20 protein-coding genes are annotated in these 23,143 nt (G+C 56.9%); 6 read left to right on the top strand and 14 right to left on the bottom strand.

Annotation, left to right across the window (positions count from 1 at the left end):
- Positions 1–47 precede the first annotated feature (47 nt).
- A complete protein-coding gene (locus QLG21_RS05450; RefSeq protein ID WP_042320776.1) occupies positions 48–1,274 on the bottom strand; it encodes a multidrug efflux MFS transporter in 1,227 nt (408 codons plus the stop codon).
- A gap of 169 nt (positions 1,275–1,443) precedes the next feature.
- Positions 1,444–2,097 carry an extensin family protein gene (locus QLG21_RS05445; RefSeq protein ID WP_137849272.1) on the bottom strand — a complete coding sequence of 218 codons (654 nt, stop codon included), beginning with the start codon at positions 2,095–2,097 and terminating at the stop codon, positions 1,444–1,446.
- A 132-nt stretch (positions 2,098–2,229) separates the two neighbouring features.
- On the opposite strand from QLG21_RS05445, the gene ddlA reads away from it, so the two are divergent.
- Entirely contained in the window at positions 2,230–3,330 is a 1,101-nt protein-coding gene (ddlA, locus tag QLG21_RS05440) for a D-alanine--D-alanine ligase (RefSeq protein WP_137849229.1), read from the top strand.
- On the opposite strand, the gene QLG21_RS05435 is transcribed toward ddlA, so the two are convergent.
- Positions 3,327–3,563 (bottom strand): DUF2754 domain-containing protein, encoded by a 237-nt coding sequence (locus QLG21_RS05435; protein WP_282484020.1) that lies wholly within the window; start codon positions 3,561–3,563, stop codon positions 3,327–3,329. The genes ddlA and QLG21_RS05435 overlap by 4 nt on opposite strands.
- Positions 3,564–3,811: 248 nt before the next feature.
- Here QLG21_RS05435 and QLG21_RS05430 point away from each other — a divergent pair, with 248 nt between their 5' ends.
- Positions 3,812–4,114: a YaiY family protein gene (locus QLG21_RS05430; RefSeq protein ID WP_006176833.1), complete on the top strand. Its 303-nt coding sequence runs from the start codon at positions 3,812–3,814 to the stop codon at positions 4,112–4,114.
- Here QLG21_RS05430 and QLG21_RS05425 read toward each other — a convergent pair whose 3' ends face one another.
- Positions 4,115–5,212 (bottom strand): DUF1615 domain-containing protein, encoded by a 1,098-nt coding sequence (locus tag QLG21_RS05425; RefSeq protein ID WP_058609322.1) that lies wholly within the window; start codon positions 5,210–5,212, stop codon positions 4,115–4,117.
- Between the two features lie 14 nt (positions 5,213–5,226).
- Complete coding sequence (sbmA, locus tag QLG21_RS05420) at positions 5,227–6,447, bottom strand: peptide antibiotic transporter SbmA (RefSeq protein WP_137271661.1); 1,221 nt, start codon at positions 6,445–6,447, stop codon at positions 5,227–5,229.
- A 353-nt stretch (positions 6,448–6,800) separates the two neighbouring features.
- On the opposite strand from sbmA, the gene ampH reads away from it, so the two are divergent.
- A complete protein-coding gene (gene ampH, locus QLG21_RS05415; protein WP_282484019.1) occupies positions 6,801–7,967 on the top strand; it encodes a D-alanyl-D-alanine-carboxypeptidase/endopeptidase AmpH in 1,167 nt (388 codons plus the stop codon).
- Position 7,968: 1 nt separating this feature from the next.
- Here the strand turns inward: ampH and QLG21_RS05410 are convergent, their stop codons facing one another.
- The gene (locus QLG21_RS05410) at positions 7,969–8,595 is read right to left on the bottom strand and encodes a helix-turn-helix domain-containing protein (protein ID WP_006176829.1); all 627 of its coding nucleotides are present in this window, start codon (positions 8,593–8,595) and stop codon (positions 7,969–7,971) included.
- Between the two features lie 83 nt (positions 8,596–8,678).
- The gene (locus QLG21_RS05405; protein WP_282484070.1) at positions 8,679–11,417 is read right to left on the bottom strand and encodes an autotransporter outer membrane beta-barrel domain-containing protein; all 2,739 of its coding nucleotides are present in this window, start codon (positions 11,415–11,417) and stop codon (positions 8,679–8,681) included.
- Positions 11,418–11,884: 467 nt separating this feature from the next.
- On the opposite strand from QLG21_RS05405, the gene hemB reads away from it, so the two are divergent.
- Both hemB and QLG21_RS05395 read left to right on the top strand, forming a co-directional pair.
- Positions 11,885–12,859 (top strand): porphobilinogen synthase, encoded by a 975-nt coding sequence (gene hemB, locus QLG21_RS05400; RefSeq protein WP_042320773.1) that lies wholly within the window; start codon positions 11,885–11,887, stop codon positions 12,857–12,859.
- 115 nt (positions 12,860–12,974) lie between these two features.
- Positions 12,975–14,675 carry a GNAT family N-acyltransferase gene (locus QLG21_RS05395; RefSeq protein ID WP_282484018.1) on the top strand — a complete coding sequence of 567 codons (1,701 nt, stop codon included), beginning with the start codon at positions 12,975–12,977 and terminating at the stop codon, positions 14,673–14,675.
- 101 nt (positions 14,676–14,776) lie between these two features.
- Here QLG21_RS05395 and tauD read toward each other — a convergent pair whose 3' ends face one another.
- From tauD to QLG21_RS05360, 7 genes are all read right to left on the bottom strand, one after another.
- Positions 14,777–15,625 carry a taurine dioxygenase gene (gene tauD, locus QLG21_RS05390; protein ID WP_282484017.1) on the bottom strand — a complete coding sequence of 283 codons (849 nt, stop codon included), beginning with the start codon at positions 15,623–15,625 and terminating at the stop codon, positions 14,777–14,779.
- On the bottom strand, positions 15,622–16,449 hold the full coding sequence (gene tauC / locus QLG21_RS05385; RefSeq protein ID WP_282484016.1) for a taurine ABC transporter permease TauC: 828 nt from the start codon (positions 16,447–16,449) through the stop codon (positions 15,622–15,624). Before tauC ends, tauD begins: the two co-directional genes overlap by 4 nt.
- Complete coding sequence (tauB, locus tag QLG21_RS05380) at positions 16,446–17,213, bottom strand: taurine ABC transporter ATP-binding subunit (protein WP_088207874.1); 768 nt, start codon at positions 17,211–17,213, stop codon at positions 16,446–16,448. The genes tauC and tauB overlap by 4 nt, the downstream gene beginning before the upstream one ends.
- Before the next feature lie 10 nt (positions 17,214–17,223).
- A complete protein-coding gene (tauA, locus tag QLG21_RS05375) occupies positions 17,224–18,186 on the bottom strand; it encodes a taurine ABC transporter substrate-binding protein (RefSeq protein ID WP_058609327.1) in 963 nt (320 codons plus the stop codon).
- Positions 18,187–18,362: 176 nt separating this feature from the next.
- The gene (gene mmuM, locus QLG21_RS05370; RefSeq protein WP_102891374.1) at positions 18,363–19,295 is read right to left on the bottom strand and encodes a homocysteine S-methyltransferase; all 933 of its coding nucleotides are present in this window, start codon (positions 19,293–19,295) and stop codon (positions 18,363–18,365) included.
- A complete protein-coding gene (gene mmuP / locus QLG21_RS05365; protein WP_006176816.1) occupies positions 19,282–20,679 on the bottom strand; it encodes an S-methylmethionine permease in 1,398 nt (465 codons plus the stop codon). The genes mmuM and mmuP overlap by 14 nt, the downstream gene beginning before the upstream one ends.
- Positions 20,680–20,916: 237 nt before the next feature.
- Positions 20,917–21,825: a LysR substrate-binding domain-containing protein gene (locus QLG21_RS05360; RefSeq protein ID WP_006176815.1), complete on the bottom strand. Its 909-nt coding sequence runs from the start codon at positions 21,823–21,825 to the stop codon at positions 20,917–20,919.
- 127 nt (positions 21,826–21,952) lie between these two features.
- On the opposite strand from QLG21_RS05360, the gene QLG21_RS05355 reads away from it, so the two are divergent.
- Entirely contained in the window at positions 21,953–23,140 is a 1,188-nt protein-coding gene (locus QLG21_RS05355; protein ID WP_282484015.1) for an MFS transporter, read from the top strand.
- Positions 23,141–23,143 lie beyond the last annotated feature (3 nt).

Here is a 23,143-nt window from a genome sequence, read left to right as displayed (position 1 = left end):
GCATTTAGTTATAAATAAACGCAGCGCACATAAGAATATATAATACATCATCCTTTTGATAATCGTGCTGACTTTGCCTCGGCTATTTGTCTGCGGCGGCGCAAGGCAATAGCGAGCTGAATAATATTCAGCAGCACCACGACAGCCGTGGCGGCGAAAACCCACCGGAACCCGGCCATCGCGGAAACTGACGCCCCGATAAGCGGGCCGGCCACGTTGCCCAAATACATAAACGACTGGTTGTATCCAAAAATACGCCCGGTGACCTGGTCACTGGAATATTTCACCAGCAGCGTCTGCACCGCCGGGAGCATGGCCCCATCGGCAAACCCGAGCAGGAATCGCAGCACGCCGAGCTGGAACGGCGAGGTGACGAACGACATGGCAAAAAACAGCACGACCGCAAAGATGAGCGTCGCCATCAAAATGCGCGCCGTGCCGATCCTGTCTCCCAGTTTCCCGAGCCGCGGCGCGGAGATCAGCGCAGAGACGCCCGGTACGGCCGCAATCATCCCACTGAGAAAAGCGATGTTGTTACTGTCTGGTGCCATCGATTTGATAAACAGCGCCAGGATCGGCCCGACGGAGCCGTTACACAGCTGGATCACCATGGTGGTGACGAAGAGGCTAATCATCAGCCCCGGATAGGGAAGCGACGCAAAGACCGCCTTGCCGCTCAGGCGCTCAGCTTTACTGACAACCGGACGCCCGCCCTCTTTGATGAGAAACAGCGTAACCAGAAAACTGACCACCAGCAAAATGGCGGTAATAAAGAAGACCGCGCGCAGGCCAACGTGGTCCGCCAGAAAGCCGCCCATCAGCGGCCCGCCAATCACGCCGCTTATCTGTGCGGTAGACAGCGTGCTCAGTGCCCACCCGCTGCGTTCGCGCGGGACCTGCGAGGCCACCAGCGCCATCGCGTTAGGGATATAGCCGGAGGTGAGCCCCATAATCGCGCGCAGAATAAACAGCTGCCAGACGTTGGTGGCAAAGGCCTGCAGCAGAATAGCGATTGCCATCCCCAGCGAGGCGCGCAGCAGCATGAGCTTACGCCCTTTGCGATCCGCCAGGCTGCCCCACATGGGCGAGACAATCGCGGAGACCAGAAAGGTGACGCTGAACGTCAGGCCTGACCACATCGACAGGGCTTCATGGGATGAAACCCCGAGTTGGGCAACATACAGCGGCAGGAACGGCAGGATCTGGCTAATGGCAAGCCCGGTAAAAAAGCAGCCGAACCAGACCGATATAAGGTTAACTTTCCACGATTCCATAACAGAGGCAGTCTTCATTTTTAGGCGAATTCGCCTGTAGATTAGCAAGTTACGCCAGGTCACGTAGCGCGAGAGATGCGGCCCGATCGACTTTGGTGTTTTATCTTCCCAGTCATCATATTTGTGAAACAAGTCACAAATCATACCGTTTTTGGCGGAGGATTATGCTTCAACGGCAGAGTCCGTACCCACGCATTCCAAGATGAAAATGGTTGGCGTGGGCGGCGTTATACTCCGGGCCGAGGCCATTGCCATAGTAGCCGCAACTTGCCGCCAGCAGCGCCTTAAGCCAGGGCTGGGTACGGGCTGAACGCCACCCGCTGAGGATGGTCACCCGCTGGCCATCTGCCAGACGAAACGCGCTGATATCCAGCGCGTCGGCCGTGGCGTGCTCGCTGCGTCGCGCGTCCGCACGATGATAGATATTGCGGCAGGCGAAGCTCCCCAGATGATCGATGCGTGTCAGCTCTGCGCCCATAAACTGTTTCGTGAGCGGGCGAGCCTGCTGACTAACGAATAACGCGGAGCTGAGCGCCAGCGGGCAGCTGGCCAAAAAGCTGCCGCTCAGGCTGACCGGGCCAAAGCTGCGCACGCGCACGACGTTGCTGAGAGGGCACTCTCCCGCACTGTCGGCAACCGGCTGCGAGCGGATGAGCTTTCTGTCGTTGGCCTCCGATAACAAATTCTCACAGGCCTCGGGCGTTAAACGGCGCAGTTTAAACTGGGTTATCTTGCCCGGCGGATCGTCAAGAGTAAGAGGCGCAAACGGGTTGTACCATGACGGCAACCAGCGGTAGCTCACCGTCACAGCAGCCACAATCATGATACAAATCAGCCATTTTATTCCTTTCACATATCCTCCTGACGCGGGTTAAAACATTATGGCAGAAGGCCGCGAAACCCGCCGGGCATCGTGGTATGTTATGGGCTTTTCGTCAGACTGGAAGAGAGTGAAATGGCAAAGCAGCGCGTAGGTATTGTCTTTGGGGGAAAATCAGCAGAGCACGAGGTTTCATTGCAATCGGCCAAAAATATCGTCGACGCAATTGATAAAAACCGCTTCGACGTGGTGCTGCTGGGCATTGATAAACAGGGCCAGTGGCACGTTAACGATGCCAGTCAGTACCTGTTAAATGCTGACGATCCGGCGCACATCGCCTTAAACCCTTCTGAAATCAGCGTCGCTACCGTACCTGGCGTCGTTCAGGGACAATTTATCAATGCCGGAAACGCGCAGGCGCTGGCCCAGATTGACGTGGTATTCCCGATTGTGCACGGCACGCTGGGCGAAGATGGTTCGCTACAGGGCATGCTGCGCATGGCTAATCTGCCGTTTGTCGGCTCTGACGTACTCGGCTCCGCCGCCTGCATGGATAAAGATATGACCAAGCGGCTGCTGCGCGACGCCGGACTGAATATTGCACCGTTTGTCACCCTGACGCGCGCTAATCGCGAAAGCTATACCTTTGCCCAACTCTCGGCCCAACTGGGCCTGCCGCTGTTCGTTAAGCCGGCAAATCAGGGCTCTTCCGTTGGCGTAAGTAAAGTGTCCAGCGAAACCCAGTATACCGAGGCGGTTCGCCTGGCATTTGAATTTGACCATAAGGTGGTGGTTGAGCAGGGAATTAAAGGCCGTGAAATCGAATGCGCCGTGCTGGGCAATGATTTCCCGCAGGCCAGCACCTGCGGCGAAGTGGTGTTAAACAGTGACTTTTACTCTTACGACACCAAATACATTGATGACCAAGGCGCGCAGGTGGTGGTCCCGGCGGATCTCGATCCGGCTATCAACGATAAGATCCGCGCGATCGCCGTTGAAGCCTATCAGGCGCTGGGTTGCAGCGGTATGGCGCGCGTCGACGTATTTCTCACCCCAGACAATGACGTGGTGATTAACGAAATCAACACGCTACCGGGCTTTACCAACATCAGCATGTATCCGAAGTTATGGCAGGCCAGCGGGCTTAGCTATCCGGACCTGATTACTCGTCTGCTGGAACTGGCGCTGGAGCGTCACGCGGCCGACAGCGCCCTTAAAAGCTCGGTAAACGGTTAATCGATCCGCTTTGCCGTTTCCGCCTCTTTCGCTGTCGTCTCTTCCGGACGGCGGCGGATAATCAACCCCGCCAGCCAGAAACCGATCACCCACGTCACCAGCCCGACCGCATAGGTTTGCCAGCCTTTCGCCTCGAACCCGAGCAGGCCCACCACACCGTTAAGAATAAAGATCAGCCCAATCGCAAAGGCATAGTAGTGCCAGTCACGGCGTAGTTTAGAAGTGAGTTTCATGGCAGCTCCGGCAGGAAAAATATCATCCTCTCACAGTTTTGCGGCCAGGTCTGTGGCGGATGCGGAAATTCTGAAACGAGCGCAAATTTCACCTAAGTCATAAATCTGTGATGCGCTGCAGAATTCATCAATCCAGGAGGATTCCCTGGCGTAAATTACCACGATTCTGATATTGACAAATGTTATGACCTGTCAAACTCACCTTGTAAGACCTATTTCTGAACTGGGTGATATTGTGGGAGGTCGTTATGGCTGATTTTACATTGTCGAAACCGATTTTTGGCGGTAAACAACCAAAAACCTCAACGCCGGGTAATATCGCTTACGCGCTCTTCGTGCTGTTCTGCTTCTGGGCCGGATCGCAGCTATTGAATATGCTGGTCCATGCGCCAGGCGTGTATGAACATCTGATGCAGGTTCAGGACAGTGGACGCCCGCGCGTAGAGATCGGCTTTGGCGTAAGCACCGTTTTTGGGCTTATCCCCTTCCTCACGGGTTGCATGGTGTTGGGCGCAATCGCACTCGTCATCCGCTGGCGTCATCGTCACTGATTACAGCCCCATACAGCGCGCCCGTCGATCGTCCACACGTTTGGCAAACCAGGCCGTCGTGAGGTTACGCGTGATCTTCGGGCTTTCAAGCTGAATGCCCGGCAGCATAGCTCTTGGTAATGCTTTCCCACTTTTCCGCTCGGCCAGTGCAAAGACCTGCTGATAGAGTTCGGTTTTCTCAAACGCCAGGCTGTCACCCTTTTCCAGCTGACGACGAATGTCGCTGTCGCTCATGCCCAACTTGGCGGAGAGCTTGCGCACCGCCCGCTCCGTGGTTCCGGCTTCGCTGCTGCCGTAGGCGATAAGGTCGCCGTCCAGCGCCAGCTTAACGCCGCTCGCACGGCTCACCGCATTCTGGAAAGCCGCGTTGCGGCTGGCGTACCATCCCGCGTTGAAGTCCGCGAAGCGATAGAGCGGTTCGTCATAGTTCGCGGGATAGTTCAGCAGATGATAGGTGCCAAACCACAGCCCGCCCCGCAGGGAGAACACTTCCTGACGCACCGTACCGTCGATTTTCCACGGGTATCCATCGGTATGTTTTTCCGCAAACGCAATGCTGACCTGCATCGGCCCGCCGGTATGCACCGGGTTAAGCGAGCCAAACAGCGTCTGGCCCATCGGCACCATATTGATGAAATCATCAAAAATAGCGCTCAGCTGCTTCTCGGTTTTGACCGTATCCAGCCGCTCGCTGTAGCTTTTGCCGTTCGGCGAGGTGATTTTGAGGGCGGTATGGACCAGGAACACCGGGATATGCATCGATTCGGCGCGCCTGTCGATCTCTTTCCAGGCAATTTTGTTCAGCCCGGGCACTGCCGGGTCTGACTGGTACATCGACTCCTGCTGCGCAACCGCCAGCACCGAGCAGATATTCGCCTCGGTGGGGGCGATCTTCTGGCTCTCAAAGGTTTTTGCCAGCGCATCGGCCCACTGATTGCGATCCTTCACGCTGGCAGGCATTTTTTGCCGCACCACGCTCGCCACATCCACGGGCTTCTCGCCTTTCTTGAGCGGCTCGGCCCCTTTCTCAGCACAACCCGCCAGCACGAAGGCAGCGAGTAAGGACAGCGGTAACGCACGCGGTACGGCAAATGGCATAGCAACTTCCTGTATTAACCTAAAGTATGGGTAACGTCCTGCAGTTCTTTATCGTCCAGCTCGCGTTCGAAGCTGCGTAAACGTTTATAAATGGACATCAGCTCCACCAGCGTAGTCCATGAGCTGATCAAATACTGGAACGAACCGCGTACCTGACCGAAAACGTTGGTGATCTGCGTCATCAGACCCAGCGTTATCGTACCCGCTACGATTGACGGGAACAGCAGGAACAAACCGAAAACATTATCGACCTGCAGGTAAAGAATACGGGCGATATTGAAATACATATAGTGGAAATAGAGGCGGAAGTAGTTTCTGCGCACCGCACCAAAAAGCTCGCGCACGGTAGGCGGCGACGCGCGATTGGCATCATCTTCGCCATACACCAGCTCTTTACGGTAGGCCGCTTCTACGCGCTGGTTTTTAAACTCCAGGCCCGGCAGCTTGATCCCGACGACCGCCAGCAGGCCCGTTCCCATCAGCGACCAGACGATCGCCGCAATCACCAGCCCGTACGGCAGATGGCCGACAATCGGCAGGTCCGGAACGTGCGCCGAGAGGGTGACCAGCACCGGCAGGAAGGCAATCAGGGTCATAATGGCGTTGATAAAGCTCACGCCCATATCTTCCAGCGTAGAGGCAAAACGCATGGTGTCTTCCTGCACACGCTGCGCGGCACCTTCGATATGGCGCAGGTGCTGCCAGTGCGCCATATAGTGTTCGTTCATCGCGGTACGCCAGCGGAAAACGTAGTGGCTGACGAAGAAGTTGTTCATGACGCCAATAATGACCGCAATCAGGGCAATGCCGAGGAAGATCCCCACCTCGTGATAGAACTGGTTAATCGAGACCTTGTGCGGCGAGCTGAGCGCGGTCTGGATGAGATCGTAGAACGGGGCATACCAGGCGTTAACCGCCACGCCCACCTCAACCAGAAACCAGGTCACAAAGATGATGAGCGCGGTGCCGAGAATCGACCAGTACTGCCAGCGGTGCGGCGAATAGATAAACCAGAACAGCGCGAAAATGCCGACGCAGAGCGCGTAATAGGCATAAAAAAGCAGATAGCTCAGCGACCAGAATCGCGCGGCGCTAATCGGCACGTCCTTCGTTGCGCCGATCAGATGCGACAGCCATGCGCCGCCGCCTGCCTGCCAAAAAATGACGGCAAGAATTGCCCAAATAAATGCCGACAAAAAAAACGGCCCCGGCTTTGGGAAAAAAGACTTAAACATGATGCTTCCTTCTTGTTGTTATGGCTGTTGCTACGTTCAGTAAATCACCACACGAAAACCTTGCCTGCGCCCATCTCATAGCGGAGGCAAAATGGTCAGACCCAACGGGTGAATATTAGTTCGCATCGGCGTTGACGAGAATTGTTTCGGTGCGTTTCAAACCCCGCCCCTCTGACCGGCCACTATCATAAGCCTGACGTCACAAAATGGGAGACGCGCCGCAGTAAAATTGCGCTTATTTACCCATGGTTACGTTTTTCTCGCTATGGTTATGCTATTCGGGTCATTGCGCCGTGTCGTTTAGTAGTATAAATACCCATTACCGTATTAATTCACTTCATGGATGCTTTTCGTTGAAACGTTGTCTGCTTACTCTTGCCGCGCTGTGTGCGCTAACGCTGTCCACCGCTCACGCTCAGGCAGTCCAGCCGCTGACGGCGCCTGTTCTGGCCTCTGATATTGCCGATCGCTATGCGAATCTGATCTACTACGGCAGCGGTGCAACGGGTATGGCGATGGTGGTTATCGACGGTAACCAGCGCGTGTTTCGCAGCTTTGGTGAAACGCGTCCGGGCAATAACGTCCACCCGCAGCTCGATTCCGTGATCCGCATTGCGTCCCTGACCAAGCTGATGACCAGCGAATTGCTGGTGAAACTGCTCGATCAGGGCGTGGTGAAGCTCGACGATCCTCTCAGCAAATATGCGCCCCCCGGCGCGCGCGTGCCGACGTATCAGGGTGCGCCGATTACGCTGGTCAACCTGGCTACCCATACCAGTGCGCTTCCACGTGAACAGCCGGGCGGTGTCCCCCATCGTCCTGTATTCGTCTGGCCTACCCGCGAACAACGCTGGAATTACCTGAGCACCGCGACGCTGAAAGCCGCGCCGGGGTCACAGGCGTCTTATTCTAACCTTGCGTTTGATCTTCTTGCCGATGCGTTATCCACGGCCTCGGGCAAACCGTATACGCAGCTGTTTGAAGAGCAGATAACGCGTCCGTTGGGCATGAAGGACACCACCTTTACCCCCTCTCCTGACCAGTGCGGTCGCCTGATGGTCGCCGAGAAAGGTGCCAGTCCGTGTAATAACACGCTGGCGGCAATCGGTAGCGGCGGGGTTTATTCCACGCCGGGGGACATGATGCGCTGGATGCAGCAGTTCCTCTCTTCTGATTTTTACTCGCGCAGCAGCCAGGCTGACCGTATGCAGACGCTGATGTATAAGCGCGCACAGCTGCACCGCGTGATCGGTATGGACGTGCCGGGTAAAGCCGATGCGCTTGGAATGGGTTGGGTTTATATGGCGCCGAAAGACGGTCGTCCCGGTATTATTCAAAAAACGGGCGGCGGTGGCGGGTTCATTACCTATATGGCGATGATCCCGCAATCCAACGTTGGCGCTTTTGTGGTGGTCACCCGCTCTCCGAACACGCGGTTCGTCAATATGAGTGATGGTATCAATAATTTAGTGGCTGAATTGAGCGCCAACAAAGCGCAGGTACTTACTGCGTCTAACTGATTTAATATTCCGTGGGCAAACGGTTGACGCTAACCAGTTTGCCCCGGCTCATATTAATATAATTTCCCCGGCGTAGCGCGGCGAGTATTTCCGCAACAACGGAACGGGAAATTCGGGTACTTCGCTGAATATGATTCATTACGCCTATTTTTGAACGCAGGGTTTCATCCCATTCGGCCATTTCCATGAGCATGGCGCGGATCTGGCTATACGAATTATTACCAACCAGCTGCATGTCGCGTTTTGCAAGAATATAATTCACCCAGGATAACCAGCCGAATGCTTCACGCCAAAGATATTCTTGCTGAATACGTTGGCGGGCCGTTACGGCGGGTAAATAAAATCCTGAACAGGGCGTCTGTGTGACCATAATATATTCTTTTAGGTTATCATTCATTCCAGCGGTCAAACCAAAAATAAACGGTGCCCTTGCAATGCCAATCAGTAATTCATCTGACTGACGGTAAATTTCTATAATGCCGCTTTGTATTACGAAGGTGTAGGGTTCTTCGCCAGAGACATTCTGTGAAATGCGTTGCTGCTTCGCAGTTTTAAAAGGCGTTCCATCGACTTTCAGGCACTGTTCGAGCCGGCTTAATTCAGAAAGTGGTTTAGCATCAACGTTCATGCAGACCTCAAGTCATCTGTATATGTCGGTTCTGTGATTTTTTCTAAAGAAAAAGCGGGGACAAAATCCCCGCTTTTCAGATGTTACCAGGTATATTTCACACCCAGGTTAGCGCCCCAGTTCTGGTCAACGTCGCCGCCGCCCAGATAGGTTGCATCAGTATAGGTACTGAAGTTTTTGGTGAAGCTGAACTGTGTGCCTAATCCAACGCGGACGGCAGAGCCCTTCACGCCATTGTCGATGTTGTCGTTATTAACATCGGCACTGTTGTTGGCATCGTCGTAGACGTACGCCAGTTTGAAGTAAGGCGTCAGCGCCTGCTCACCACCGTAATTGAAGGTGTAACCCGCATCAATACCCGCTTCGTAGCGCAGGCTATCGTAGGATTGACCATCGATACGCATATCGTTGCTCAGCTGGTAATCATCGCCAGACTGGAACAGGCCAGACACGGCCGCATACGGCGTGACGTAACCAGACAGGTTTGGTTTCCAGTCATAACCCAGCTTCAGGCCAAAGCCTACGGCATCGGTCGTGGTATTCCCGTCAACGTACTGACCATTGCTCATGTTAGCAGAGAGGTCGCTATTGAAGCGGGTATAGTTCAGGGAGCTGTCGAGGAACACATCGTTAGCAAATTTCGCCGATGCGTAGATCATCGCAGTCTGGCTATCCTGATCAACCTGACCGGTACGATCGCTAATGTCACCCTTCGCGAAACCAGCCGCGCCGCCGACAATCCACTTGGCATTATTGCCATCAATCTGGGTATCCAGACCGACCATAATGCCGCTGACGTCCTGATCGTAGCTGATGTCGCCATTATCCCCGTCAAAGTTCCCGCCGAAGTAGCTCACCCAGGCACCGCCGTTATCGGCCAGGCCATGACGGCTGTTGGTCAGACGCGTGCCTACGGTGTCCTGCTGCAGGTTCCAGATATTGGTGTTCGCAGAAGGAATGCTCAGCGCCATGTTAGCGGAGTCGGTCAGCTCTTTCTGCTGCAGAACCACGGTGTCGCCTTTCTGCTGTGCCTGGTAAGTATAAGCCCCCAGATCGGCTTTGTTTGCCGCCGTAAAGCTTGCGCTAGTCCCCGCGTTATTGTCGTAAACGCGAATAATTTCTTTGTTTTTGTAGTCCGCAACGGAACCTGCACCGGTCGCATCGTCGATACGCACGCTGTAGTTACCTGCGACATCTCCGTTCACGGCTAAGTGGCCGTCAGAGTTCATCGCCACGACGCCGTGGTCGTATTCCGCTTTGCTCTTATCGTTAGTGATATAGCGAGCGTTGTTCAGATCGGAATTCAGCACGTAATCACGGCTGGCCACGTTCAGCACACCGCCATCGGTCAGCACCATGTTATGGGTATCAACCTGGCCCAGACCCAGCGCCAGCTCAGCGCCGTTATCCACGGTGATGGTGTTGGCGTAGAGTTCTGCCGTTTCTTCCGTCAGCGCTGCACGGCTATCGCTGTCCAGATACAGGCTATCGGTTGCCACCGCACCGCTATCGCCCACGTTCAGGGTAGACGCGTTAGTCAGGGTGATGGAGTCGGCCAGCAGACCGGAGTTTTCAACGTTAACCTGAGAGTGATTATTCACCGTCAGCTTGTCGATGTTAGAGACCTTGTGGGTATCCCACTCGGAACCGTTGTCCAGCGTCACGTTGAACAGACCGCTCTGATACACCTCTTCACCCGCAACGTGGCCGTTGCTGTCGAAGGTAGAGTCAGGCCAGATGCTGTTCGGGGAGAGCGCTTTCCAGTCAACGTTGTTATAACCCTGACCGTACATATCAGAGGTGCCGATAGCCTCAACGCTGGATTGCGCTGCACCTACCCACTTGCTGCCGTTCGTCAGCGTGACGTCCAGTTTATCGGTACCATCCCAGCCGTTGGTGGTTGGGTTATACACACCGTCTTCGGTGGTATCGGTTGCCGGGTCGCCCTTCTCGTAGAAGTTGTTATCAAAGGTACTGGCGAAGAGGATATCGCCGGTAATGGTGGAGCGATCGAACGTCGCCGTGGTCTGCATCGCGTTGTCAGACGCGCCAGCGGCCACAATCAGCGCTGCATCATCAGCACCGGTCGCGTTAGTTTCGCCGTAATCGCTCGGCTTCGCAGTCTGACCGTAGAAGCCGCTGGTGCCCAGGTCGCTGTAGGCACCAGATGTCAGAACAGAGTCTTTCACCACCAGCGTATCGGTGAACACATTGCTGTTGTTCGCCACGCCCGTTGCATCGTCGTAAGGCGTATTATCCAGGTTTTGATAACCCTGCGTCAGGGTAATACCTGCAACGTGGGAATTATTCTGGATAACAATATCTGACTCCACGTCAAGGGTAATTGCATTACCCAGATCGTAAGTGTCCTGATAATGCGTTTCGCTGGTCTCCCCGTTCACCACATCATAAGCGTAGTGTTCGAAGGTATCATTGATCGTGGAATTATCGACGGTCAGGCTGAAACGGTCATATTGCGCATGCGCCGTGCCGTCTGTATCCACACCGTCAGCGCAGGTGGAGGTCATGCACTTCGAGGTGACCATACCATTAATGGTACTGTTAGAAATGCTCAGCGCATTCGCACGGCCATTTGCGCCATCATCCAGATAATAGGTTGAAATAACGCCGTTGACCGTCGATTTTTTGATAACGGGATAGATGTCGCCATCGTGTGCCGCACCGGAGTAATCCCAGTCGGCGTAACCGTAATACCATGGCGCAGTGGCCGTATTATCATATCCAAACGTATTAAACGTTGTGCCGGAAATATCTTTCGCATTTGCCTGAGAAGCGATCGCCACGGTGCAGGCTAATGCCAGTTAAGATACAACCAGTTTCTTTTTCCATGTTTGCATTGGGTCATCCCTCCTCAGGGACGTAAGCAAGTTTTTCCATCAAATCATTTGGCAATATTTTATTGCGGAGGGAATTATGCAATTGCACTTCGAAAAGGTTCAATGAATGATTCCATTAAGTCCGTATACAGACAAATAACGAAGAGAGTAACCTTGAGAGGCCAAATATTCTAGATAAATATTATAAAAACAGCGCATTAGAGATTAATCCCATAAACATTGAAAATATAAAAAATTAAAATAGATCATTATTAATTATATAATTTATCTAATATAGATATAATACAAATTATTCAGAGTTTCTTTTATCCCCTGCCCATGTTACCTATCGCGCAGCCGGGCGCTAAAAACAAAAAGCCCACTTTAGTAAAACGCCCCTTCTCACTTTCAGGTAAACTTACCCTCTTTGTTCCACAAACGTCAGGCATATCATGACCGATTTAATTGCTCGTCCCCGTCGCCTGCGCAAGTCACCTGCACTGCGCGCTATGTTTGAAGAGACAACACTGACCTTAAACGATCTGGTGTTGCCGATTTTTGTTGAAGAAGAGATCGATGACTACAAAGCCATCGACGCAATGCCGGGCGTGATGCGCATTCCCGAAAAACATCTGGCACGCGAAATCGAACGCATTGCCCGGGCGGGGATCCGCTCGGTGATGACCTTTGGGATCTCCCACCACACCGATGCTACCGGCAGCGATGCCTGGAAAGAAGATGGCCTGGTTGCCCGTATGTCCCGCATCTGTAAGGACGCCGTGCCGGAGATGATCGTCATGTCCGACACCTGTTTCTGTGAATACACCTCTCACGGCCACTGCGGCGTGCTGTGCGACCACGGCGTGGATAACGATGCAACCCTGTTGAACCTCGGTAAACAGGCGGTTGTGGCTGCTGCTGCGGGTGCAGACTTCATCGCGCCTTCCGCTGCGATGGACGGCCAGGTGCAGGCTATCCGCCAGGCGCTTGATGCCGCGGGCTTCACCGACACCGCCATCATGTCCTACTCCACTAAATTTGCCTCGTCTTTCTATGGCCCGTTCCGTGAAGCAGCCGGTACCGCCCTGAAAGGCGATCGTAAAACCTACCAGATGAACCCGCTCAACCGTCGCGAAGCGATCCGTGAATCGCTGCTCGACGAAGCGCAGGGCGCGGACTGCCTGATGGTCAAACCCGCCGGCGCGTACCTTGATATCCTGCGCGATATCCGCGAGCGCACCGAGCTGCCGCTGGGTGCCTACCAGGTCAGCGGCGAATACGCGATGATCAAGTTTGCCGCCCAGGCGGGTGCCATAGATGAAGAGAAAGTGATCCTGGAAAGCCTTGGCGCGATCAAACGCGCGGGCGCGGATCTGATCTTTAGCTATTTCGCGCTGGATCTGGCCGAGAAGAACATTCTGCGTTAATCCTCATCCCCTCTCCCTTCGGGGGGAGGGGATGCTCGTCATAACGTCACCAAACTGCAATACCACCGACATCTCCCCCTTCTACTGTCTTCGCAAGACGGCAGGAGGAGTGACCATGTTTAGTCTCGATAGCGTTCTCGATGACCTTTGGCCTCAGGCGAGGCCCGCACCCTGGCAAAAAAATCTCTTAAAAAGGCTGCTCTACGAAGAAGAATTCCAGCAATTTGCCGCCGCCCACTGCCACCTGAAAGGGCTGGATATGGTGGAGCAGGTTCTGGAGCATCTCGATATCCACTGCACCGTTTCAGCCCGCGACCTCGAACAGATCCCCGACCACGGTCCGCTCGTCATTATTGCAAATCACCCTACAGGCACCCTCGACGGGCTGGCGCTCATGTACGCCGTCTCCCGCGTGCGCCGTGATGTGAAAGTGGTAACCAACCGGCTGCTTACCCACCTTGAGCCGCTCGGCTCACTGTTCATCCCGGTCGATAACATCAACGGCAGAACGTCAAAGTCCTCGCTGATGCAGATGGAGCAGCATCTGCACAACGGCGGCGTACTGATTTTCTTCCCGGCAGGTGAAGTGTCGCGGCCAACGCGCAAAGGCATCCGCGATAAAAAATGGCATTCGGGCTTCATCAAACTGGCCGGTAAGCTGCGCGCCCCGCTGTTGCCGATGCATATTCAGGCGCGCAACGGCCTTTTCTTCTATGCCAGCACGCTGGTCTCGCCCACCCTGTCGATGCTTTTGCTGATGCAGCAGATGTTCCGCCGCCGCCACAGCACGCTGCCAATCACAATCGGCCAGCAGATTGCCTGGAGCCAGTGGTTTAGCGCCGGTCTTTCATCGCGTGAGATGGCCGAGCGATGCCGTCAGCACGTGATGCGTCTTGGCAAGGGCGTGCCGGACGTTTTCAAAACCCAATGCGCCATCGCCCGAGCGGAAGACCGGGCCACCCTGAAGCGCGCGCTGGCGCAGGCCGAGTGTCTGGGGAAAACCAGCGATGGCAAAACCGTCTACCTGTGGCAGCGCAACGGCCAGGAGGAGGCGCCAGTATTGCGTGAGCTGGGTCGTTTGCGGGAGATTGCGTTTCGCGCGGTCGACGAAGGCAGCGGTAAACGCCGCGACACTGACCGCTACGACGATGACTATCTGCACCTAATCCTCTGGGATGACGACGATCTTGAGATTGTCGGGGCGTACCGCTTTATGCCCACGGCGATGCAAATCGCTCAGCGCGGCGTGGAGGGACTCTACAGCCACAGCCTGTTCCACTATGACCAGCAGATGGAAGAAGTGCTGGAGCACGGCATCGAACTGGGGCGCAGCTTTATCCAGCCGCGCTACTGGGGACGGCGTGGCCTGGATTACCTGTGGTCGGGCATTGGTGCCTATCTGGCACGTTATCCGCACTACCGCTATCTTTTCGGGCCGGTCTCTATTTCTGGCGGGCTGCCGCCCGCCGCGCGGGATCTGCTGGTGGCGTTTTACCGGCTCTGGTTTCCGGCAAGCCACCCGCTCGCCGCCTCGCGCCAGCCTTATCCGGCATCGCTCCCGGACGTGCTCGCCCAGTTTGGCGGCGTGGATTACGCCGAGGATCTGACCAGGCTGAAATCCCTGCTCGGCAACCTCGGGTGCGGCATTCCCCCGCTCTACAAACAGTATTCAGAGCTGTGCGAGCCAGGCGGCGTGCAGTTTATCGATTTCGGCAGCGATCCGGCGTTCAGTCACTGCGTTGACGGGCTGGTGCTGGTGGATTTGTGCTATCTGAAGGCGAACCGTTATCAGCGCTATATCGCGGTGCACCTTTAGCCCCGCAGCCCGGTGGTGCTACGCATACCGGGCCTGCAAGGAAACCCAGGCCGGGTAAGGCAACGCCGCCACCCGGCAAGAACGGTGTACAAGCGGCGGGGTTAAGGACGATAAAACGGCTTATCCCCCAGAATCGTCGCCCGGTGCATAATCCGCCGCTGTGGCAGATAATCCGCATTCGCATAGTGCTGGGTGACGCGGTTATCCCAGATTGCGAGGTCATTCTCCTGCCAGCGCCAGCGCACCTGAAACTCTGGTTTGGTGATGTGCGCGAACAGGAAGCTCAGCAGCGCCTCACTCTCCTTTTCGCTCACGTCAACGATGCGTGTGGTAAACCCTTCGTTCACGAACAGCGCCTGTTTGCCCGTTACCGGATGCGTGCGCACCACCGGATGCAGCAGCGGCGGATGTTTCGCCACCGCCTCCTGCCAGCGCTGATGTTCCTCTTCGCTGTTCCGGTACTTGTACTCCTGGAAGGATTTTTTAAAGTCATGTTCCGCCCGCAGCCCGCTCAGTAGCGCCCTGAACGGTGCTGAAAGCGCTTCAAAGGCGGCAATCCCGCTGGCCCACAGCGTATCGCCCCCCGTTTCTGGCAGCTGCTTCGCCGCCAGAATCGCCCCGGCGGGCGGCGTCTCAATAAAGGTGACATCGGTGTGCCAGTTGTCATTATCCGGTGGATTATCATTGTGGGTATCCAGGACAATAATCTCCTCGACGCCTTCCGCATGCGGGTAAACCGGGTGGATATGCAGATCGCCGAAGCGCTGAGCCAGCGCCCGCTGCTGCTGGGGCGAGATCGCCTGCTCGCGCAGGAACACCACCTGATGGCGCAGCACCGCGTGGTAGAGCTGTTCAAACTGGTTATCGCTCAGCGGACGGGCCACGTCCAGGCCAGCGACCTGCGCGCCGATGTTTGGCCCCAGCGGGGTAATGATCAAACGTTCACTCATTGTATTTCTCCATGCCAGGGCGTCAGGCGGCGCTGTAACGCACGCAGCCCCAGTTCTAATCCAAAGGCGATCGCGGCGATGACCGCAATCCCCGCCAGTACGACGTCAGTCGCCAGAAACTCACCCGCCGACTGCACCATAAACCCAAGCCCGCGCGTGGCCGCGATAAGCTCTGCCGCCACCAGCGTGGACCAGCCGACGCCAAGACCAATGCGTAGCCCGGTTAATATTTCCGGCAGCGCACCGGGTAAAATCACGAACAGCAGCACCTGGACGCGGCTAGCCCCGAGCGATTGCGCCGCGCGGATCCGCACCTGCTGGGCACTCTTCACCCCCGCCAGCGCCGACAGGGCAACCGGCGCGAAGATAGCGAGATAAATCAGCAGGATTTTGGACGTTTCACCAATGCCAAACCAAATCACCATCAGCGGCAAATAGGCCAGGGGCGGAACCGGGCGATAAAGCTCAATCAGCGGGTCGAGAATGCCGCGCACCGTCGGGCTTAGCCCCATGGCGATACCCACCGGCACGCCGATCAGCACCGCTGCCAGCAGCGCGACCAGAATGCGTGCCAGGCTGGCCCCTAAGTGTTGCCAGAGCGTCGCATCCATAAACCCCTGTGGCCCGGCGATGGTGATCAGTTTTTCCAGCACCTGTCCCGGCGGCGGCAGGAACAGCGGGCTGATCCACTGCTGCGCCGCCACGGCCCACCACGCCACCAGCAGCACCAGCAGCGTGCCGACGCTCAGGGTGAGCTGACGTGAAAACGGCCAGCGCAACGCGAGGCGCGTGCGGCGCGCTTTTTCACTGAAAACGATGCTCATGAGAACGCCTCCCGCTGTTCAAACACGCGGCTCAGCACGTATTCACGTTTTTCGATAAACCGCGGATCGGACTTGATGCTGCGCACCGACTCCCCCGCCACGAAGCGGCGGGCAAAGTCGAGCGACAGGCGTTCCACCACTCGCCCCGGCCCCGGCGACAGCAGCACGAGGTGGGTCGCCATAAATACTGCTTCTTCGATATCGTGGGTGATCAGCAGGACCTGCTTACCGGTTTCATGCCACAGGCGTAAAAGCAGGGTCTGCATCTGCTCGCGGGTAAAGGCATCCAGCGCCCCGAACGGCTCGTCGAGCAGGAGCAGCTGTGGGCTGGCGGCTAAGGCTCTGGCAATGCCGACGCGCTGACGCTGGCCGCCAGACAGCTGCCAGATAAAGCGTTTTTCAGCGCCCTCAAGCCCGACTTTTTTCAGCATCTCCCGCGCGGTGGCAAGGCGCTGTTCGCGCCCGACTCCCGCCAGCTGTAAACCGAACGCCACGTTTTCCTGAACGTTGCGCCAGGGAAGCAGGCCTTCATTCTGAAAGACCACGCCGCGCTCGGCGCCCGGCCCGTCAACCTTTTTCCCTTCCAGGTGAATGCTGCCGCGCTGATAAGGGACAAATCCGGCGATCAGGTTGAGCAGCGTGGTTTTCCCGCAGCCGGAGGGGCCGAGTACCACCAGCAGCTCACCGCCATCCAGCGTCAGGTTAATCTCTTCCAGCGCCGGTTTGCCGCCGTAATCCGCAGACAGGTTCGTTATCGTCAGCATGGCAGCCCCCTTATTTCACAAAGCGATCGGTCACGTACTGGCTGTAATCCGCGGCCACCGCAGGCACTTTGCCCTGCTCTTTCAGGAACGTTGCCGTGTCGACGATGGCTTTGTTCACCGGCCCGGTTAACTGCTGTACCTGCTGAGCGGGCGTGAGATAGGTATTGCCCTTCACCAGCCCCGGCACGTCAGCCTCCGGAACGCCGCTCAGACGCGACAGTTTTTCCAGGTTAGCAGGCTGGCTCAGCCACGCATCGGGATTGCTGATATAGGGCTGCTGCGCGTCGAGGGCGCTTTTAGCAAAGGCTTTCACCACCTCCGGGTGTTTTTCGGCGAAATCCTTACGCACCACCCACACGTCGAGCGTGGGCGCGCCCCACTCACCGACTTTTGCGGAGTCAGTCAGAACGGTGCCGTCTTTTTCCAGCTCGTTCACGGCGGGCGCCCAGACGTAGGCGCCGTCAATATCACCGCGCTGCCAGGCTGCAATAATGGCCGGCGGCTGAAGGTTGAGAATTTGCACCTGGCCCGGCTTAATGCCCCAGTGTTTAAGCGCCGCCAGCAGGCTGTAATGGGTGGTGGAGATAAACGGCACGGCGATGCGCTTGCCAATCAGATCCTCGGGTTTGGTGATGGTTTTCTTCACCACCAGCGCTTCGGAGTTCCCGAGCTGCGAGGCCAGCAGGAAGACCTCAATCGGCACCTGCTGGCTGGCGGCCACGGCCAGCGGGCTGGAGCCGAGATTGCCAATCTGCACGTCGCCGGAGGCTAACGCCCGGACGATGGCCGCTCCGCTGTCGAACTTACGCCAGTCGACTTTCGCCCCGCTCTCTTTGGCAAAGGTGTTATCGGCCTGCGCGACTTTCGCCGGCTCGGCAGAGGTTTGATACGCGACGGTGACCTCCACCGCCTGCGCCTGAAATGCCCACAGCGCCAGCGCGCCGAGTAGTGTGATCCGCGATGAAATTGCCATAGTGCCTGCTCCCCTTGTTGTTATGGAGGCAGTATTTCCGGCGCAGGAATTTTGATAAAGGAATAAAAAAGAATCGCTAATGACGATTCGTTTTTAGATAAAAAGCGGGAAAGGATAGTTGGTTTTGTGCGGTTGTTTTGTGCCGGGTGGCGGCTACGCCTTACCCGGCAAAGCACTCAGCGCTGCGCGTTCAGCTCAGCAATGTCTTTCGGCGTGGTGCGGCAGCATCCGCCAATCAGCTTCGCGCCAGCTTCCAGCCACTGCGGCAGATACCCCGCCAGCGTCTCGCAGGCTTCACCGTGGTGATGCCAGGTTTTCGTCACCGCATCATAATGCTCCCCCGAGTTCGGGTAGACCACCAGCGGCAGCGCCGTCAGGCTGTTCAGGTGTTTCAGGGCCGCCGTGGTGTTTTCCAGCGCGATACAGTTAATCCCCAGCGCCACAATCTGCGGGTAATGACTCAGTGCAGAGACCACCTCGCGCAGCGCCGTGCCGTCGCTCAGATGCTCGCTGTCACGCAGCGTAAACGAGAACCACGCCCGGGCGCGGGGATACTCTGCCAACAGTGATGCCAGCGCTTTAATCTCCGCAAAGGATGGCAGCGTTTCGCAGGCCAGCAAATCGGCACCCGCATCCAGCAAGGCTTCCACGCGCGGACGGTGGAACCGGGTAAATTCCTCAGCGCTACGCACGTAGTCACCGCGATACTCAGAACCATCCGCCAGGTAAGCGCCGTACGGCCCCACGGATCCCGCCACCAGCAGCGTGCCCGCGTTTGCGTTTTCGGCGAGATACGCTTCCCGCGCCTTACGCGCCAGCTCCACGCTTTTGCCGATCAGCGCCCGCGATTGCGCCTCGTCCAGCCCACGCGCGGCAAAGCCCGCTGGCGTGGCCTGGTAGCTGGCGGTGATCGCCACCTGGGCACCGGCACGGTAGTAATCCAGATGCACCTCGCGGATTAGCTCCGGGTTTTCCACCAGGACTTTGGCAGACCAGAGGCTGTCAGCCAGGTTACAACCGCGCGCTTCCAGCTCCGTTGCCATCGCGCCATCGAGCACCACGTAAGGCTGCGTTTCAAGGAGGGCGGTGAGCGGATTATTCTGCGACATGTTCAGGCTCCTGCGTCGTCGTTTTTTGGGTCAGATAGTACGCACCATAACACAGGGCGACGAACGGCAGCCCGCAGTAAAGGGCAATTCTCTGGCTCGCGTCAAACGCCAGGCCGATACAGGCCACCACGCACAGAATAAAGCCCAGCACCGGCACCAGCGGATACCACGGCGCGCGGTACTGCAACGCCGAGAGCGGCTGGCCGGACTGCAGGTGACGACGACGAAAGACGAAGTGCGAGGCGCAGATGCTGATCCACACCGCCACCACCGCAAACCCGGAAATTGCCGAGAGTGCGACAAACACCGTGTCCGGGGCCACCACGCTTGAAAAGAGCGCCAGCACGCCGCCGAGCATCGACACGGAGAGCGCCGTCAGCGGCACGCCGTTTTTATTAACGCGGGCAAAGCAGCGCGGCAGGGTTTTCTCGTTGGACAGCGACCACAGCATGCGCCCGGATGCATACAGCCCCGAGTTGGCCGCCGAGAGGATCGCCGTCAGGATCACAAAGTTAAAGATATCCGCAGCATACGGAATACCAACTTTTTCAAACACCAGCACAAACGGACTTTTTTCAACGCCGGCCTGCTGCATCGGGATCAGCGCTGCCAGTACAAATACGGTGCCGATAAAGAAAATGATCAGCCGGGCGATGGTGGTACGGATCGCCACCGGAATGACCCGGTGCGGATCCTCGGTCTCCCCTGCCGCAATGCCGATCAGCTCCGTTCCCGAGAAGGCAAAATTCACCGCCACCATGGTCATCAGGATCGGCAGGCCGCCATGCGGGAACCAGCCTTCAGCGGTGATGTTGCTCAGGCCCGGCGCGGGCGAGCCGTCCTGCATCGGGATAAACCCGAAGATGGCCGCGCCACCGAGGATAATAAAGGCGATGATGGTGATGACTTTAACCAGTGAGAACCAGAACTCCCCTTCGGCAAAGAAGCGCGTCGAAATAACGTTGAGGCCGAAAATCACCGCGCAGAACACCACGCACCACGCCCAGACGGGAACCTGCGGGAACCAGTACTGCATGCAGAATCCGGCGGCGGTAAAGCTCGATCCGAGCGCCACCGTCCAGGTGAGCCAGTAGAGCCACGCCACGGTATACCCCGTCGCCGGGCCAAGATAGCGGGCGGCATAGACGTGAAACGCGCCGGTTTCCGGCATCGCCACCGAGAGTTCGCCGAGGCACTGCATCACCAGCCAGACCACCAGCGCGCCGATCAGGTACGCCAGCAGCGTGCCCGCCGCCCCGGTTGTAGAAATGATGTAGCCCGTATTGAAAAATAACCCTGTACCAATCACGCCGCCCAGCGAGAGCATAATCAGGTGGCGCGTTTTCATGGTGCGCTTAAGCTGTCCGTTTTGTTCTGTTTGCATATTACCTTCTAAACGTATGGACATCTAAACATCCAAAGAAGGTGTGTTATACCGCGATTGTTAACAAAAAGCTAGACGACACGCCGCAACCGGGCGCGTCGGGCGCTGAGTCGGGGATGGGTGGTGAGGATCACGTAAAGGATGGGACGCCAGGCCATAAGCACCTCCGCAGGCAGTTACTGACAGTATGGCGCGGCTGGCTGGCAGCTGCGGTCAGACGAAAGTGCGAGAGCGTCTTTACCAGCTAAACCCCCTGCACGCCTCGCGCAAGCGAATCAAAAACTGTCGGGCGTTGGTGGTCATCGCCGATTTCTGCGACCACACCGCGCAATACTGTGCCGACGGCAGCTGGGTGATCGGCAGCGCCACCAGCTTATCTTCAAGCTGCAGCGGCTGACACATCGCCCGGGCCACGACCGTCAGATAGTCTGCGTTGATGACCATATTTAACCCGGTGATGACGGAATCCGTGCGCAGCGGGGTAACATCGACCTGACGATAAAAATGGCTAAGTTCATTTTGTAGCTGCTGATAGTAGCCCATGGTCGACTCCGGCAGCAGCCATTTGGCCTGACGTAGCGCCATCAACTCGCGAGCCTCCGCCAGCGGATGCCCCTTGCGCGCGACGATGCAAAACGGTGAGGTAAACAGCGGCTCGATCATCACCCCTTCCGGCGGTGCCATCGGATCGACTGAGCCAATAGCGATATCAATTTCACCGCTGCGCACGCCGGGCAGCAGCGAGGACAGCTGCCCCTCTTTGGCCGTCAGTAACACCTGGGGCAGCGTCTCCTTAAAAGCATCGGCCACGCCCGGAAACACCGTCAGAGCAATGAGTGACGAGAATCCCACGGTCAGCCGCCCGTGAGTGAAATGGTTGATCTGTTCCACCTCATCGGCCGCGCGGCGCAACTCTTCCAGCACCCACTCCGCGCGCCGGGAAAACGCCATTCCCGCCTCGGTAAGCGTGATGCCCTCTTTGCTGCGCAATAAAAGTTGTGTGCCTAAAGTTTGCTCAAGCTCACGCAATGTTCGGCTCAATCCGGGCTGAGAGACGCCCAGCTCCCGCGCCGCCGAACGAATACTGCCGCTGCGCGCGACCTGACGAAAGGCCAGAAGATGGCCGAGTTTTGGCAGATAGTTCATCCCTCACCCTATAACAAAAAAGCATCACCTATAGAAAAATTATATCTTCCCGCCCCTCCGGTAAACCCCTAGATTCAGGATGCACACAACACCTTTCATCGCACTCTGACGCCAGGCGGAAAAAAATATGAAAAGCCAGTCACAGATGATTTTTTTGCTCTTTATCGGGTATGTCGTGGTCTATATTGATAAAACCGTGATGGGCTTTGCGCTGCTGCCCATCGAAAAAGAGTTTGGATTGAGCACCGCGCAGCTGGGGTATATCACCGGGATCTTCTTCCTGGCCTACTCCCTGTTTCAGATACCGGCGGGCTGGCTGAACGATAAAATCGGCTACAAAACCATGCTGATCCTCTCCCTGTGCGCGCTGGGGATCTTCGCCCTCTGCTTTGGCGCGCTGGGCATGAGCTTTAGCCTGCTGCTGGTGTTTCGCTTTCTCTCCGGCGTGGGGCATTCGGGCTATCCCTGCTCCTGCGCCAAAGCGGTGGTCAGTAACTTCGCGCTGGAAAAGCGCACCTTTGCCCAATCCGTTCTGCTCTCTTCCGCCGGACTGGCGATGACCGTAGGGCCGATTGTCGCCGTCTGGGCGCTGGAACACCTCGGCTGGCACGCGTCGTTTGTCTCGCTGGGGATCGTTGCCTGCGCCATTGCTGTGCTGATCGCCGTGCTTGTGCCGTACCAGAAACCCGCCGCCCGCCAGCACGCGCAGGGCCAGAGCGGCGCATTGTGGCGCAACCCAACGGTCGTGCTGCTGTTTATCTCCGTTTTCTGCGTCAATATTCCCAGCTACGGCCTGCTGGCGTGGCTGCCAAAATTTTTCGTCCAGAGCATGGGCATGCCGCTGGAGATTTCCGGTTATATCGTGGCGGCCGGTGGCGCGGGGATTTGGCTATCCTCATTAGGGACCGGCTGGCTGGTCGGGAAATATTTTCACAACCGCGAGCCGCAGGTGATCCTGACCTGCGCGCTGGTGAGTGCCGCTGCCATTTTTGGCATCTTCCACACGTCCACGGCGCTGACCGCCAGCGCCCTGCTGTTCGTCGGGGAGATCTTCCTGATGGCGACCTTTGTCACCGCCTTTACCCTGCCGATGAAGCGCCTGCCGGAAAACATCATGGGCTCGGCCATCGGACTGATTAACACCGGCGGGACCCTGGGCGGCTTCGTTTCGCCTGTTGTCATTGGTTATCTGGTTGGGCAAAGCCACAGCTATGAGAGCGCATTTATTTTCCTGTCACTGGCAATGGTGTGCGCAGGCGTGGCGATTGCGCCACTGATAAAAAAACCTGCCGCACCGCTGCCGGTCACTGACTGAAGG

The organism is Enterobacter sp. V87_3, assembly GCF_029967835.1.
Taxonomy (GTDB): Bacteria; Pseudomonadota; Gammaproteobacteria; order Enterobacterales; family Enterobacteriaceae; genus Enterobacter; species Enterobacter cancerogenus.
The sequence above is the reverse complement of the archived record's forward strand: the minus strand, read 5'-3'. Positions and strand labels throughout refer to the sequence as shown.

Bases quoted from the DNA above. Each gene is read 5' to 3' on its own strand.
- ddlA (WP_137849229.1), top strand. From the start codon at position 2,230: ATGGCAAAGCAGCGCGTAGGTATTGTCTTTGGGGGAAAATCAGCAGAG.
- QLG21_RS05360 (WP_006176815.1), bottom strand. From the start codon at position 21,825: ATGAACTATCTGCCAAAACTCGGCCATCTTCTGGCCTTTCGTCAGGTC.
- sbmA (WP_137271661.1), bottom strand. From the start codon at position 6,447: ATGTTTAAGTCTTTTTTCCCAAAGCCGGGGCCGTTTTTTTTGTCGGCA.
- mmuP (WP_006176816.1), bottom strand. From the start codon at position 20,679: ATGCAAACAGAACAAAACGGACAGCTTAAGCGCACCATGAAAACGCGC.
- QLG21_RS05410 (WP_006176829.1), bottom strand. From the start codon at position 8,595: ATGAACGTTGATGCTAAACCACTTTCTGAATTAAGCCGGCTCGAACAG.
- QLG21_RS05445 (WP_137849272.1), bottom strand. From the start codon at position 2,097: ATGATTGTGGCTGCTGTGACGGTGAGCTACCGCTGGTTGCCGTCATGG.
- tauC (WP_282484016.1), bottom strand. From the start codon at position 16,449: ATGAGCATCGTTTTCAGTGAAAAAGCGCGCCGCACGCGCCTCGCGTTG.
- tauA (WP_058609327.1), bottom strand. From the start codon at position 18,186: ATGGCAATTTCATCGCGGATCACACTACTCGGCGCGCTGGCGCTGTGG.
- mmuM (WP_102891374.1), bottom strand. From the start codon at position 19,295: ATGTCGCAGAATAATCCGCTCACCGCCCTCCTTGAAACGCAGCCTTAC.
- QLG21_RS05355 (WP_282484015.1), top strand. From the start codon at position 21,953: ATGAAAAGCCAGTCACAGATGATTTTTTTGCTCTTTATCGGGTATGTC.
- tauD (WP_282484017.1), bottom strand. From the start codon at position 15,625: ATGAGTGAACGTTTGATCATTACCCCGCTGGGGCCAAACATCGGCGCG.
- QLG21_RS05395 (WP_282484018.1), top strand. From the start codon at position 12,975: ATGTTTAGTCTCGATAGCGTTCTCGATGACCTTTGGCCTCAGGCGAGG.
- QLG21_RS05425 (WP_058609322.1), bottom strand. From the start codon at position 5,212: ATGCCATTTGCCGTACCGCGTGCGTTACCGCTGTCCTTACTCGCTGCC.
- QLG21_RS05430 (WP_006176833.1), top strand. From the start codon at position 3,812: ATGGCTGATTTTACATTGTCGAAACCGATTTTTGGCGGTAAACAACCA.
- tauB (WP_088207874.1), bottom strand. From the start codon at position 17,213: ATGCTGACGATAACGAACCTGTCTGCGGATTACGGCGGCAAACCGGCG.
- hemB (WP_042320773.1), top strand. From the start codon at position 11,885: ATGACCGATTTAATTGCTCGTCCCCGTCGCCTGCGCAAGTCACCTGCA.
- QLG21_RS05450 (WP_042320776.1), bottom strand. From the start codon at position 1,274: ATGGAATCGTGGAAAGTTAACCTTATATCGGTCTGGTTCGGCTGCTTT.
- QLG21_RS05435 (WP_282484020.1), bottom strand. From the start codon at position 3,563: ATGAAACTCACTTCTAAACTACGCCGTGACTGGCACTACTATGCCTTT.